This window comes from Hydrogenovibrio halophilus DSM 15072, from assembly GCF_000384235.1.
Lineage (GTDB): Bacteria > Pseudomonadota > Gammaproteobacteria > Thiomicrospirales > Thiomicrospiraceae > Hydrogenovibrio > Hydrogenovibrio halophilus.
This window is the reverse complement of the sequence record NZ_KB913033.1, coordinates 37,492-52,105: the sequence shown is the minus strand read 5'-3', so window position 1 is coordinate 52,105 and position 14,614 is coordinate 37,492. Positions and strand designations below refer to the sequence as shown.

8 protein-coding genes are annotated in these 14,614 nt (G+C 55.1%); 5 read left to right on the top strand and 3 right to left on the bottom strand.

Features of this window, described 5'->3' with window-relative positions:
- The first annotated feature begins 100 nt into the window (after window positions 1–100).
- Window positions 101–1,078 carry a LysR family transcriptional regulator gene (locus A377_RS0100210; RefSeq protein ID WP_019894035.1) on the top strand — a complete coding sequence of 326 codons (978 nt, stop codon included), beginning with the start codon at window positions 101–103 and terminating at the stop codon, window positions 1,076–1,078.
- 111 nt (window positions 1,079–1,189) lie between these two features.
- Here the strand turns inward: A377_RS0100210 and A377_RS0100205 are convergent, their stop codons facing one another.
- Together A377_RS0100205 and A377_RS0100200 are read right to left on the bottom strand one after the other, a co-directional pair.
- Window positions 1,190–2,596 carry a PhoH family protein gene (locus A377_RS0100205; protein WP_019894034.1) on the bottom strand — a complete coding sequence of 469 codons (1,407 nt, stop codon included), beginning with the start codon at window positions 2,594–2,596 and terminating at the stop codon, window positions 1,190–1,192.
- A 38-nt stretch (window positions 2,597–2,634) separates the two neighbouring features.
- On the bottom strand, window positions 2,635–3,120 hold the full coding sequence (locus A377_RS0100200; RefSeq protein ID WP_019894033.1) for a peroxiredoxin: 486 nt from the start codon (window positions 3,118–3,120) through the stop codon (window positions 2,635–2,637).
- Between the two features lie 236 nt (window positions 3,121–3,356).
- Between A377_RS0100200 and dapA the strand changes: the two genes are divergently transcribed.
- From dapA to A377_RS0100180, 4 genes are all read left to right on the top strand, one after another.
- Window positions 3,357–4,232 carry a 4-hydroxy-tetrahydrodipicolinate synthase gene (gene dapA / locus A377_RS0100195; protein WP_033422812.1) on the top strand — a complete coding sequence of 292 codons (876 nt, stop codon included), beginning with the start codon at window positions 3,357–3,359 and terminating at the stop codon, window positions 4,230–4,232.
- Window positions 4,233–4,235: 3 nt separating this feature from the next.
- Window positions 4,236–5,372: an outer membrane protein assembly factor BamC gene (bamC, locus tag A377_RS0100190; protein ID WP_019894030.1), complete on the top strand. Its 1,137-nt coding sequence runs from the start codon at window positions 4,236–4,238 to the stop codon at window positions 5,370–5,372.
- Window positions 5,373–5,481: 109 nt separating this feature from the next.
- The gene (gene purL, locus A377_RS0100185) at window positions 5,482–9,360 is read left to right on the top strand and encodes a phosphoribosylformylglycinamidine synthase (protein ID WP_028485137.1); all 3,879 of its coding nucleotides are present in this window, start codon (window positions 5,482–5,484) and stop codon (window positions 9,358–9,360) included.
- A gap of 177 nt (window positions 9,361–9,537) precedes the next feature.
- Entirely contained in the window at window positions 9,538–11,439 is a 1,902-nt protein-coding gene (locus A377_RS0100180; RefSeq protein ID WP_028485136.1) for a 5'-nucleotidase C-terminal domain-containing protein, read from the top strand.
- A gap of 207 nt (window positions 11,440–11,646) precedes the next feature.
- Here A377_RS0100180 and lon read toward each other — a convergent pair whose 3' ends face one another.
- Entirely contained in the window at window positions 11,647–14,418 is a 2,772-nt protein-coding gene (gene lon / locus A377_RS0100175) for an endopeptidase La (protein ID WP_019894027.1), read from the bottom strand.
- Window positions 14,419–14,614 lie beyond the last annotated feature (196 nt).

The window sequence follows — 14,614 nt, the reverse complement described above, 5'->3', positions numbered from 1 at the left end:
GATGTGACAATAATATGAAATGTTCTGCGCTCGGGCCGATGGCAAAACTGGTCACCGGAACATTAACGCAGCTTAACGGACGACAAAGGCTTTTTGAATTATGGCTGACAGACGCCTTCAAGTATTCTATACCGTTGCGAAAGTACTCAGCTTTACCAAAGCGGCTGAAACCCTTCACATGACCCAGCCAGCGGTCACCTTTCAGGTCAAGCAGTTGGAAGAGTTTTTCAATACCCGCTTGTTTGACCGCACACACAACAAAATCACCCTGACCGACGCCGGCAAAATCGTGTACCAGTACGCGGAAAAAATCCTCGATCATTATGAAAAAATGAACAGCGAAGTCCGTGAGTTGACTGGTGAAGTCACTGGAAGTCTGTTGATTGGGGCCAGTACCACCATTGCCGAATACATGCTGCCCAGTCTGCTTGGGGCTTTCAAAAAGCAGTTCGAAGACGTCAATATCCGTCTGCAGGTTGGCAATACCGATGCCATCGTGGCCATGGTTGAAAACAACATGATCGATCTGGGCGTGGTCGAAGCGCCGGTCTACAACAAAAACCTGGAAGTGGAAGTCTGTCGTTTGGATGAAATGGTGGTGATTGTGCCGCAGAATCATCCTTTGGCCAATCGTGACAAGGTCAGTATCGAGGAAATTCGCAAGTACCCTTATATCTCCCGCGAAGAAGGGTCCGGGTCCCGCTCTGTGATCGACCAGTATATTCGTGAGCAAGGGCTGAGCTACTCCGATTTGAACGTGGTGATGGAAATGGGCAGCCCGGAAGCGGTCAAGATGGCGGTTGAAGCCGAGGTGGGGATTGCGATTGTGTCCCGCACCACCACGGTCAAGGAATTGAAGCTGGGCTCAATCAAAGCCATTACGCTGGACCCGCCATTGCAGCGACCCTTCTCGCATGTGCGGCAGAAGCACAAGTTCCGGCATCGCGCCGTGGGTGAGTTGCTTGATTTTGCGGTGGACTACTGCAAAGAAAAGGCCATTGAACAGGGCTTTCAACTGCCTTCCGAAGCGGACATGAAAAAATACACTTCGCGCAAAGGCTCAACCGACGCCAGCTGATTCCGCGAGTGCGTCGCCATGAAAAAAGCCGTTGCCATCCTCTCAGGGTGGCAGCGGCTTTTTTGTAACCTAACATCACCAAAAACCACTAGGCCTAGCAGCCTGTCGCGCTTACAAATTGTCCGAAGCGTATTCGGCCAGGCGCGAACGTTCGCCTTGGCTGAGGGTGATGTGGGCGCTGTGTTCCCATTCTTTGAAACGATCGACGATGTAGGTCAGGCCGGTAGTGGTTTCGGTCAGATAGGGCGAGTCAATCTGGCCGATATTGCCCAGGCAGACGATCTTGGTGCCTTCGCCGGATCGGGTGATCAGGGTTTTCATTTGTTTCGGCGTCAGGTTCTGCGCCTCGTCCAGAATGATGAATTTTTTCTGGAAGGTGCGACCGCGCATGAAGTTCAGTGACTTGATCTTAATGCGTTTGTTCAGCAATTCCTGGGTGCTTTGTTTTTCCCATTCGGACGTGTGGCCATCCGATTCGGTCAGCACTTCCAGGTTGTCCATCAACGCGCCCATCCAGGGGGTCATTTTTTCTTCCTCGGTGCCGGGCAGAAAGCCGATGTCATCGCCGATGGGGATGGTGGCCCTTGTCATGATGATTTCGTTGTACAGGTTCTGGTCCAGCGTCTGCTCCAGTGCGGCTGCCAGTGCCAGCAGGGTTTTGCCGGTACCGGCCACGCCCAGCAGGCTGACAAAATCGATGTCCGGGTCCATCAGAAAGTTCAGGGCCATGTTCTGTTCCTGATTGCGGGCGGTAATGCCCCAGACGCTGTGGCGGCTCTGTTCAAAGTCCTGCATGTATTCCAGCGTGGCTTTGTGGTGATCGATCTTGCGCACGATCGCACTGAAACCGGAGTCGTTCAGGCTCAACAGGCACTGGTTGGGGTACCAGTGAATGTCTTCCGGCACATCGATCTCATAAAAGGTCTTGTCCTCTTCCTGCCAGGATTTCATCTGGCTGAAGTTTTCTTCGAAGAAATGCTCCGGCAGCGTTTCCCAGCCGGTGTAAAGCAGGTCGGCGTCTTCCAGAACCCGGTCGTTGTAATAGTCTTCGGAGTGCAGACCCACCGCCGAAGATTTGATCCGCATGTTGATGTCTTTGGTGACCAGCGTGATTCCGCGCTCGGGGAAAAGTTTTTGCAGTGCCAGGCCCGTTTGCAGAATGTGGTTGTCGGCTTTGTGGCTGGGCAACAGCGCCGGCAGTTCGGCCTTCATGAATTCGGTTTCAAAAAACAGTTTTCCCAGACGCAGATTTTTTTCTTCCCGGCTGGGATGAATGCGTTCCAGGTTCAGCCCGGCCTTGATCTGTTCAAAGGTGGCGTTGCTGATGATCTGGTCGATCAAGCGGTTGGTTTCGCGCACATTGCGTGAGACTTCGGACATCCCTTTTTTGCTGGCATCCAATTCTTCCAGCACGGTCATGGAGATGAAAATGTCATGCTCTTCGAAGTTGAACAGCGACATGGGGTCGTGCATCAGAACATTGGTGTCGAGAATAAACAGGCGTTTTTGATCGGTCATGAATACAGATCCTTTGGGTTGAGAAGAGTGTATCGTGTTCAGGCTTGCTGTTGGTCGATCAGCGTTTGCAAAACGGTTTCGGCGTGATCTTTGACTTTGACTTTTCGCCAGGCCTGGTGAATATGCCCCCTGGGGTCAATCAAAAACGTGCTGCGCTCAATGCCCAGGTATTCGCGGCCGTAATTCTTTTTGAGCTGGATCACGTCAAACGCCCGGCAGAGGTGTTCGTTCGGGTCAGAGATGAGGTCAAAGGGGAAGTCGTGTTTCTGGATGAAATTGCGATGCTTGCGCAGCGAGTCTTTGGAAACGCCCAGAATCTGAGCTCCCAGCGAACCAAAGCGGTCGTGGCGTTCGGCAAAGTCTTGTGCTTCTGTGGTGCAACCGGGGGTGTTGTCACGGGGGTAGAAATACAGAATCGTCCAGGTGTTTCGAAGAGCGGCAAAATCAAAAGGGGTGTCTCGGGTCCATTCGATGCCGTGGTCGGCGGGAATGACGTTGAGTATCGAGGAAAGGTTTTCGTCCATCGTGCCTCCTTTTTTGGGTTGAGTATGCCCGTTTTTACCAGTGGTTGCAATTGAAAAAAGTCAAAAACGGGTTCGGCCAATGCCAGCCCGGTGAGCCGGCTCAAGCTGAAAGGGAAGGCGGTGATTTGGCGGTAATAATCGCTTGAACAATGCCTGTTTAGCCGTTAATATTACCCCTTTCATGCAGAGGTCTGGCCTGAACGGGATCAAGGCAACGCAAGCAACGAGGTGTCAGAGTGTTGAAAGGAAGTATGGTCGCTTTGGTGACGCCGATGAAGGCAGATGAATCGCTGGATTTTGATGCCCTGGCACGCCTGGTGGAATTCCACATCCAGGCCAAAACCAAAGCCATTGTCGCGACCGGCACGACGGGCGAGTCAGCGACGTTGGATTTTGATGAGCACGAGCAGGTGCTCAAGTTCATTATTGAAAAAGCCGCCGGGCGGATTCCGGTGATTGCCGGCACCGGCGGCAACTCGACTTCCGAAGCCATCATGCTGACCGAGTACGCACATAAAGCAGGTGCGGATGCGTGTTTGCTGGTGACGCCTTATTACAACAAGCCGACTCAGGAAGGGCTTTACCAACATTACAAGAAAATTGCCGAGACGGTCGAAATTGACCAGATTCTGTACAATGTGCCCGGCCGTACCGCTTGCGATCTGCTGCCGGAAACGGTGGGACGCCTGGCGGAAATCGACAACATTGTCGGCATCAAAGAAGCCACCGGAGATGTGTCGCGGGTAGGACAGATCCGTTCGCTGGCCGGTGACGATTTTGCGCTTTACACAGGCGAAGACGCCAATGCCGTGGAGTTTCTGCTCGCGGGCGGCCATGGCGGCATTTCCGTGACCGCCAATGTGGCGCCCCAACTGGTATCCGAAATATACGACCTGGCGATTGCCGGGCAGGGCGAAGAAGCCCGCCTGAAAGATCAGCAGCTGATGTCTCTGCATCAGGCGTTGTTTGTCGAAACCAATCCGATTCCCGTAAAATGGGCCATGGCGGAGATGGGCATGATCAACGGTGCCATTCGTCTGCCTATGACCCCGCTGTCTGAAAAATACCATACCACGGTCCGTCAGGCCCTGGAATCCGCTGGAGTTCTCTGATTCATGAAATTTGAAATGATTACCTTGCCACGTATCAGTCTGCTTGCCCTGGCAATCGGCCTGACGGGCTGTACCTCAACCCAGGAAAACGCCAGCAGCGTTCTGGATTACGACGCCGATACCAGCTATCGCGACACGGACGACAAACTGGCCGAACGTCTGGAGATGCCGCCGGACCTGCTGATGGCAGGCCGCCAGCAGCGAGATCTGAGTGACGTGCTGGCAGAGACCGAAGGTGCCAATCAGGGCAAATCCACGGTGCCGACCTATGAGTCTGAAAATCTGTCGATTGAGCGCAATCTGTCTCAACGCTGGTTGACGATCAAAGACATGGACAGTCAGCAGGTGTTTGCCGGGGTGGAAGCCTTTTTGCAGACGCTGGGAATGCCCGTCAAGGAAGCGCGCAAAGACATCGGCGTGATCAAAACCGAATTTGTGCCTCGACAGGAAGTGGTGCCGCTGGATGATCAGGGGCCTTTGACCCGGCTTTTCAACAGCTGGCGTCCGGAAATCGCCGAGGGGGCGTATGACCGGATCGTGGCCCAGGTCGAATACGATCCGGAAGCCGAATTGACGCGCGTTTATTTCCGCCATTTTGAAGTGCATGACCCTTCTTTGGCCACCGACGATGGGGGCGTAGTCAGCTCCGGTTGGAAGATTCAACCTTACAACCCGCAGTTTGAAGCCGAAGCCTTGTATCAGGCCATGGTGTTTTTTGGTGCCAATCAGGCACAGGCTCTGACTCAGATCGAAGCCAGTGAAACCCAGGTGGAGATTGTCGGTGGCGAAGAATTTGACGGTTTGGCGTTCCAGGCCGGACCGGACGAAACCTGGAACCACCTCAAGGCCATGCTTTACCGTGCTGGCTGGTTCAGTGAAGAGATTTCGGATGCCCTGCGAACGGTGACGGTTCAGGTGCCCGAGAAAGCACGAGAAGATCGTGGTTTCCTCGACAGTCTGGCGTTCTGGCAATCGGGCAGTGAAAAAATCATTCCCAAACAGGTGCGTTTCCGCGTGATCGCGGACGAAGACGACAGCGGTCAGACTCAGGTCTCGGTCGAAGCCCTGGAAGATGAGACGCCGCTGAATGCCGATAACCGGGAATACATTTTCAAAAGTTTGGGGTTGGTGACCGAATAATCGCCAGCGACCCGAATGTGTGATGCTATCAACACGCCCTTATTTGGAACCCGTCTGAGACGCAGTACGGGTTTCAAACAGGGCTTTTTTCGTTTTGAAGGATAAAATTATGCAGTTAATGTGGGGCAAGGCCGCGCTTTCATCGTATCGTCTGGATCAGTTGTTGCAGTCTTTGAAACCCATCGGCAAGATTGATGGCATTGAGGCCCGTTTTGTGTATGCCTTCGAATTGACCGAATCTGCGGAGTCACTCAGTTCCGAGCAGACCGAACGTCTGAGCCAGCTTTTGAATGACTGTGCCCAACCCCCGGCACCCGCCTGGACCGATGCGTCCATTCTGGTCACGCCACGCCTGGGGACCATTTCTCCCTGGTCGTCCAAAGCCACCGACATCACTCATACCTGCGGTCTGACCCAGATCGAACGGATTGAGCGAGGCATTGTCTATCGGCTGATCGGCACAGAGGATGCGACGCGTCAGGCCATGCAGGCCCAGCTGCACGACCGCATGATCGAACAGGTATTGCCCGGCCCGGAAGCCATGGCGGATCTGTTTTCACACCAGACACCCAGACCCGTCACTCGGATTGATGTGATCGGCGCGGGCGCTCAAGCCCTGCACGAGGCCAACAATCAGATGGGTCTGGCGCTGTCGGACGATGAAATCGATTATCTGGTTGAGGCCTTTACCGGATTGCAGCGCAACCCCACCGATGCGGAACTGATGATGTTCGCGCAGGCCAATTCCGAACATTGCCGCCACAAGATTTTCAATGCCGACTGGACCATCGATGGACAGAACCAGCCCATGTCTCTGTTTGGGATGATCCGTCATACCTATCAGCAGAACCCTCAAGGGGTGCTGTCGGCCTACAGCGACAACGCCGCTGTGCTGGCCGGGTCGGAGGCCACCCGCTTTTTCCCCGAACCGGGGACGGGGCGTTATCAAACCTCGCAGGAAGCGGTGCCGTTTCAGATTAAGGTTGAAACCCATAACCACCCGACGGCGATTTCGCCCTGGCCGGGTGCGGCCACGGGGGCCGGAGGGGAAATTCGGGACGAAGGTGCTACTGGCTGCGGCTCCAAGCCCAAAGCCGGGCTGACAGGGTTTACCGTTTCCGATCTGCAGATCCCCGGTTTTGAACAACCCTGGGAGCAGCCTTATGGGCGTCCCAATCGCATGGCTTCGCCCTTGTCGATCATGCTGGACGGCCCATTGGGGGCCGCCGGTTTCAACAATGAATTCGGTCGTCCGGCGATCAATGGTTATTTCCGTACCTACGAAACCCCGTTGATCACCCATGAAGGCAGCGAATTGCGCGGTTACCACAAGCCGATCATGCTGGCTGGCGGGCTGGGCAATATTCGTGAGCAGCACGTGGAAAAGGGCGACATTCCCACAGGAGCCAAACTGGTGGTGCTGGGCGGTCCGGCAATGCTGATCGGTCTGGGCGGCGGTGCGGCTTCATCGGTCGACAGTGGCAGCGGTTCCGAGGATCTGGATTTTGCATCGGTGCAGCGTGAAAACCCAGAAATGGAACGCCGCGCCCAGGAAGTGATTGATCGTTGCACCTATCTGGGGGCCGAGTCTCCGATTGCGTCCATTCATGATGTGGGGGCCGGTGGCCTGTCGAACGCGTTTCCGGAACTGGTCAATGACGCCGGACGCGGCGGCGATTTTCAGCTGCGGGCGATTCCCAATGACGAGCCGGGCATGTCGCCGATGGAAATCTGGTGCAACGAGTCCCAGGAACGTTATGTCATCGCCATTCATGCCGAGCGTTTGGCCGCTTTTGAAGCCATTTGTCAGCGTGAACGCTGCCTCTATGCCGTGGTGGGGAAAGCGACCCAGGAACAGACACTGCGGGTGAATGACACCGAATTTGAGGCCAATCCGGTGGACATGCCACTGAACGTGTTGCTGGGCAAGCCGCCCAAAATGCACCGGGATGTGACGTCACGTTCATTGCCGCAACCGGGGTTTGATCCGTCCGTATTGCCTTTGGAAGAGGTCACGGAACGCCTGTTGAAGTTGCCGACCATTGCCAGCAAGCAGTTTCTGATCACCATTGGCGATCGCACCATTACCGGCATGGTGACCCGCGATCAGATGGTGGGCCCCTGGCAGGTCCCGGTGGCCGATGCGGCGGTGACTTGTTCCGATTATTGCGGTGTCACCGGCGAAGCCATGGCCACGGGCGAACGTCCGCCGGTGGCGTTGATTCACCCCAAAGCGTCGGCACGCCTGGCGATTACCGAGGCCATTACCAATATTGCCAGTGCGAAAATCAACCGAATTTCCGAGATCAAGCTGTCGGCCAACTGGATGGCCGCAGCCGGGCATCCCGGCGAAGACGCCGCGTTGTATGAGGCGGTGGAAGCCGTGGGGATGGAATTGTGCCCGACCCTGGGCATTGCGGTGCCAGTGGGCAAGGATTCCATGTCCATGAAAACCGTGTGGGAACAGGACGGTGAGGCCAAGTCGGTCACATCGCCGGTGTCATTGAATATCACCGCGTTTGCGCCGGTGGAAGACGTGCGCAAAACCGTCACGCCGCAGCTGCGAACCGATCTGGGGCCCACCCGCTTGCTGTTGCTGGATCTGGGCCAGGGTCAGAACCGGATCGGGGCCAGTTGTCTGGCACAGGTTTACAATCAGGTGGGCGAGACCCCGGCCGATCTGGATGATCCTCAGGCTTTGATCCGGTTTTTTGCCTTGGTGCAGACGCTGTTGGGCGATGACAAACTGGTCGCCTACCACGACCGTTCCGATGGCGGCCTGCTGGTGACGTTGCTGGAAATGGCCTTTGCCGGTCATTGCGGTGTGTCGGTTGACATCAGTCAGCTCGGCAACGAGCCCGTGTCCGTGCTGTGTGCCGAAGAACCCGGTGCGGTGCTGCAAATCCGTGAAAGCGATGTCGAAGCGGTCGAGGCCCTGATCAAAACGCACCAGTTGGGTGACATGGCACACTGGATCGGTCAGCCCAATGATCAGGATCGTTTTGAAGTGCTGTCTCACGGGCAGGTTTGTCTGTCCGGGCAACGCAAAACTTACCAGGCCTGGTGGTCTGAGACCAGTTATCGCATGCAGGCGTTGCGTGACAACGCCGATTGCGCACGCGAAGAGTATGAAAACAGCGTAAATCAGACGCAGCCGACCGTGTTTTCGGAATTGACGTTTGATCCGGCGGAGGACGTCACCCGCGATCTGAGCGATCGGCCCAAAGTGGCCATTCTGCGCGAACAGGGTGTGAACGGCCAGCAGGAAATGGCCGCCGCGTTTGATCTGGCCGGGTTTGATGCCATGGATGTGCACATGACCGATGTGCTGAGTGGTCGCACCGATTTGACCGAGTTCCGCGGTCTGGTGGCATGCGGCGGCTTTTCCTATGGCGATGTGCTGGGTGCCGGGCGAGGCTGGGCCAACTCCATTCTGTTCAATCCGGTGGCCAGAGACGCCTTTGAGCGTTTCTTTGCGCGCGAAAACACCTTTACACTGGGGGTCTGCAATGGCTGTCAGATGCTGTCCAATCTGAAAGAGATCATTCCCGGCGCTCAGCACTGGCCGACGTTTGTGCGCAACCGTTCCGAACAGTTTGAAGCCCGTTTTTCACAGGTGGAAATCACCGAATCGCCCTCGATCCTGCTCAAGGGCATGGCCGGTTCCAAATTGCCGGTCGCGGTCGCGCACGGCGAAGGTCGGGTGCGTTTTGAAGACGGTCAGTCCGAACAGGCCCTTGCCAGCCTTCGTTACATCGATCCGGTCGGACAGGCGACTGAGGCCTATCCGTATAATCCAAACGGTTCCGCCGATGGTTTGACTGGCCTGACCACCGAAGACGGGCGGGTCACGATTATGATGCCGCACCCGGAACGGGTGTTCCGGACGGTACAGAATTCGTGGCATCCGGACGATTGGCGTGAAGACGCCCCTTGGATGCGCTTGTTCCGCAATGCCCGGGTTTGGGTAGAGGCGCACAAGAATTGAAAAAATTTATGAGGGCATTGTTTCGATAAAGGAAACTTAGTGCAACATAATCGGGCTTTATTTGACTTTTGGCTCGCTCAAACTTAATGTATAGCCCACTTTATTCGCGTGCCAATGTCCGCGATCAGTAAAAAATTATATTAATTGATTTTATTAAACCTAACGGAGCAGGACACTATGTCTCTAAATCGTCGTGAGTTTCTTCATGTCATGTCAATGGCCGCCGCAGCGGGTATGCTGCCGGGTGCCGCCAAAGCCATGTCTGGTAAGCCCGGAAGTGAATTGTCGGATGAAATGTACAAATTGCCGATGAAAGGCAATGTGCGTCTGTTGCACATGACGGACAGCCACGCGCAGTTGAAGCCGGTTTATTTCCGTGAACCCAATGTGAACCTGGGGATTGGTCCTGCGTTTGGCAAACTGCCGCACGTTGTGGGCGAAAACCTGCTGGAAAAACTGGACATCAAGCCAGGCACGCCAGAAGCGCATGCGTTTACCTACCTGAATTTCCAGGAAGCGGCCGAGCAGTATGGCAAGGTCGGTGGTTTTGCTCATATGAAAACCGCTGTGGACCGTTTGCGTGAAGCGGCCGGTGGTAAACAGAACACGGTTCTGATGGACGGCGGTGACTTGTGGCACGGTTCGGCCACAGCATTGTGGACACGTGGCAAGTGCATGGTGGATGCGTCCAATATTTTGGGTGTCGACGCCATGGTCGGCCACTGGGAATTCACTTACAAGCAGGACGAAGTGCTGACCAACCAGGCCCGTTTCAACGGTGAATTCCTGGCGCAGAACGTGCGGATCAAGGACGATGCCTTGTTCTCAGATTCTTATTATGAGATGGTCGATCGCCATGATGGTCTGGGCATGTACAGCGAAGACGAGTTGCGTGCGTTCAAACCTTATACCGTGAAAGAGATCAACGGTGAGCGTGTGGCGATTGTCGGTCAGGCCTTCCCACGCACCGCCAATGCTAACCCGCAGGAAAACTTCCCGGATTGGTCATTTGGTTTGCGTGTTGAAGAACTGAAAGACACGGTCAAGAATATTCAGGACACGGAAAACGTGGCGGCGATTGTGATGCTGTCTCACAACGGCATGGACGTGGACATCAAAATGGCCGGTCAGGTACCAGGCATTGATGCCATCTTTGGCGGACACACGCATGATGGCATCCCGGCCACGATTGATGTGAAGCGTCCTGACGGTGGTGTCTGTCACGTCACCAACGCCGGTTCCAACGCCAAGTTCATCGGTGTGATGGATCTGGACATTCAAAACGGCAAGCTGCAGGGCGTGAACTACAACCTGCTGCCGATTTTCTCCAATGCCTTGCCAGCCGATCCGGAAATGCAGACGTACATCGATGAGCTGTACAACAGCGTTTATGACAACACCGTTGTCGAGTCGCGCAATCCGGAATTTGCGGTCAACAAAGACCGTTTGGGCAAAACGTATCAGGAAATTTTGGAAGAAGATCTGGGCAAGGCCGACGAAGTCCTGTACCGTCGTGGCAACTTCATGGGGACCTGGGATCAGATCATCGTGAATGCGCTGCGTGAAGAGTATGACACCGACATCGCCCTGTCCGCTGGTGTGCGCTGGGGTACGTCGATTCTGGAAGGGGAAACCATCACCATGGAACGCGTTATGGACGAAACTTCCATGACCTATGGTGAAACCTACGCCAATGAAATGACCGGCGCCCAGATCAAGGACATGATGGAAGGCATCTGTGAAAACATCTTCCAGAAAGACCCTTACCTGCAGTCTGGCGGTGACATGGTGCGTATCGGTGGTCTGGATTACACCTGTGCGCCGAATGCGGAATTCGGCAACCGAATTTCCGACATCCGCCTGGATGACGGCACACCGGTTGATCCAGAAACATCTTACACCGTCTCTGGCTGGGCTCAGGTTGACACCACCGGTCCAGGTCGCCCAATCTGGGACGTGGTGGCGGATTATCTGCGTCGCCACAAAGGTGAGAAGAAAATCACCAAAGTGAACCATCCGAAACTGGTGGGCGTCAAAGACAACCCAGGTTTGGCCGACTATGATGGTGAACTGGCTTAAGCCTTTTCGCTCAATGACCGCCGCGATGGCGGTCACTCCATAAAAAAACCGCTCCTTTGTGAGCGGTTTTTTTATGGGAGAAAACAATGTTGAACATAGATCCGTTAACCGACGAATGAGTCGCTGCGCGCCTGTTCGATCAATCAGATTCGTATCAGGCGGGTCTCTTTTGGATATTAAGACGGTTTTTGACCAGGCCTGGTGATTTCAGTCTTTCGGTTGTTCCACCTGGTCGATCAATCGCTGTTCGTACTTTTTCAGCGCATTGGATTTGCTGCGAATGTGAAAAGTCAGCCGGGCCACGTCTTCGAATTGTTTGGCGAAATGCACGGTCATGCCTTCCTTGAGGTAATCCGGCAGTTCGTGATAATCCTTCTGGTTTTCATCCGGCAAAATCACGGTTTTGATGCCAATCCGACGGGCCGCAATCACTTTTTCACGGATGCCGCCGACCGGCAGAACCTGCCCGGTCAGACTCAGTTCTCCGGTCATGGCCAGTGAGGTTTTGATCGGCTCGTTGCGGGCCAGTGACAGCAGGGCGGTGGCCATGGTCACCCCGGCACTGGGGCCGTCCTTGGGTGTGGCGCCATCGGGGACATGCAAATGCACATAGGCCTTGTCAAAGAATTCCGGGTCGGCTTTGAAGGTGTCCAGATTGGAGGAAATGTAACTGTAAGCGATCCCGGCTGATTCCTGCATCACATCGCCCAGTTGCCCTGAGAGCTTGAACCCGCGGTTGTGGGTATGCACGCGCGAAGCTTCAATGGTCAGGGTGGCACCGCCCATGGAGGTCCAGGCCAGTCCGGTCACAGTGCCGAGCGTCTCTTGGGTTTTTTCCGGGGTAAAGCGCGGTTGTCCCAGCAGTTCTTCCAGATCGTTGACATGGATGCTGTAGTGGTCCATTTCGCCTTTGACAAAACGAATCGCCAGCTTGCGGATCAGCTTGGCCAGTTGTTTTTTCAGATTGCGCACCCCAGCTTCACGGGCATAGCCTTCAATCACGTGGCGCAAGGTGGCTGGCGTGATTTGAATGTCTTTTTTGGTCAGCCCGGCGTCTTCCAGCAATTGCGGCCACAGGTGGTGTTTGGCAATCTGGATTTTTTCTTCGGTGATGTAACCCGACAAGCGGATCACTTCCATCCGGTCCAGTAATGGACCGGGGATGGTGTCCAGTGTATTGGCCGTGCACACAAACAGGGTTTTGGACAGGTCAAAGCGGACGTCCAGAAAGTGGTCCATGAAATCGTGGTTCTGTTCGGGATCGAGCACTTCCAGCAAGGCCGATGCCGGATCCCCCTGGTAGGAGGCCCCGATTTTGTCGATTTCATCGAGCATGATCACCGGGTTGGCACGACCGGTGTCTTTCAGCGCTTGCACAAATTTGCCCGGCATGGCGCCGATGTAGGTGCGGCGATGGCCCTTGATTTCGGCCTCATCGCGCATGCCCCCGACGGAAAAACGGTAAAATTGCCGACCCAGTGTTTCGGCAATGGATTTGCCGATGGAGGTTTTGCCCACCCCTGGCGGGCCGACCAGGCAGATGATGGAGCCGGAAATTTCGCCTTTCAGTGCCCCGACGGCCAGAAATTCGAGAATCCGGTCTTTGACGTCGTCCAGGCCATCATGGCCTTTGTCCAGAATTTTCTGGGCGCGTTTCAGATTGAGTTTGTCTTTGCTGTATTGGCCCCAGGGCAGTTGCGTTACCCAGTCCAGCCAGTTGCGGGCGACACCGTATTCCGGTGACTGGGGATCGAGCATCCGTATTTTGTCCAGTTCTTCGTCGGCTTTGGCCTGAGCTTCTTCCGACAGGACCAGTTTTTTCATGCGCTCTGTGAACAGGTCAGCGTCGGCCGTGCGGTCATCCTTGACCATGCCCAGCTCGCTCTGAATTTCCTTGAGCTGCTGGTGCAGGAAAAATTCACGCTGTTGCTGGCTCAGATTTTCTTCGACCCGCTCGCGAATATTAAATTGCAATTTGGTGACTTCGATCTCGTGCTTGAACAGAGCCAGTACTTTTTCCAGGCGCTCGCTCAAGTCAAGGGTGTCGAGCAGATCCTGCAGCTTTTCATTGCTGGCCGCAGTCAGGCTGGCAGCAAAGTCCGCCAGATGTTCGGAATCGGAAGCGCTGTAGCGATTGAGGAAATATTTGAGTTCTTCGCTGTAAAGCGGGTTCAGCGGCAACAGTTCCTTGAACGCATTCATGATCGCCAGACCGTAGGCCTTGTATTCTTTGTTGCGACCGCTGCGGATGTCTCTGGGGTAAGTCACATAGGCCTGATAAGGGGCCTTGTCCTGAACCCATTCGTCCACCTGAAAACGGCAGATGCCTTCGGCGACCAGCTGGATGTAGTCATCGCGCACCTTGGGGTCATGGATGCGAACCAGGGTGCCGGTTTTGGCAAAATCCTGGGCCAGGGCTTTGTGGTGGTCGTCGGTGTCCACGTAGATGACCCCGATGTAATGCTGGCCGGCGTCCATGACCTGGTGCAGGGTTTCTTCCCAGGCTTCGCGGTCAAGGACGATTGGCAGTGTCTGGCCGGGGAAAAATGGACGCTCCTTGATCGGCAGCAGAAACAGTCTTCCCGGACGGGAACGGTTGGCCGCAACCAGACTGGTAATGGCTTTGGCCGCTTCCTGTAACGATCCCTGATCAAACACACGCTGTTCATCCGTGTCGATCTCTTCGGCTTCTTCTGCCTCGTCGTCATGGGCAATGTGTTCGCCTTGAATGGCGTCGTCGTCCAGGACTTCCTCTTCGGAGTCAGCCGAGTCGGACATCCCGGAGCCGTCTTCCGGCGCCAGCTCGGGGATGGCTTCGGAAATGCCATCGTAAAATTCGGTGAACTCGACTTCCATGTCTTCCTGCTGGTAGGCCGAACCGTTTTTGTAGGTGTTTTCCGATGACGTGTCCGTCGTGTGATCGTTTGCCTGATCCGGGTTGTGTTCAGGGTTGGGGTTGTTGTGATCCTGATCCGCCATAAGTCCAATTTTCTTGTTGTCGATTGCAATGTTGTGTATATGGGGGAGATTCGGCGGCTTTCAACCCCGTGCGGGGGATTGAGGAGAGGGGGATGGAAAAAACCGAGCAAAGGCGGGGCGGTCTCGTTACAATGATCGGTATTTATCCCGAATGTTTCATGAATTTGTGCTGAGGTCGCGCAGGAACTTGTTTGCA

Coding starts and splice junctions, on each gene's coding strand:
- A377_RS0100210 (WP_019894035.1), top strand. CDS start 101: ATGGCTGACAGACGCCTTCAAGTATTCTATACCGTTGCGAAAGTACTC.
- A377_RS0100205 (WP_019894034.1), bottom strand. CDS start 2,596: ATGACCGATCAAAAACGCCTGTTTATTCTCGACACCAATGTTCTGATG.
- A377_RS0100200 (WP_019894033.1), bottom strand. CDS start 3,120: ATGGACGAAAACCTTTCCTCGATACTCAACGTCATTCCCGCCGACCAC.
- bamC (WP_019894030.1), top strand. CDS start 4,236: ATGAAATTTGAAATGATTACCTTGCCACGTATCAGTCTGCTTGCCCTG.
- purL (WP_028485137.1), top strand. CDS start 5,482: ATGCAGTTAATGTGGGGCAAGGCCGCGCTTTCATCGTATCGTCTGGAT.
- A377_RS0100180 (WP_028485136.1), top strand. CDS start 9,538: ATGTCTCTAAATCGTCGTGAGTTTCTTCATGTCATGTCAATGGCCGCC.
- lon (WP_019894027.1), bottom strand. CDS start 14,418: ATGGCGGATCAGGATCACAACAACCCCAACCCTGAACACAACCCGGAT.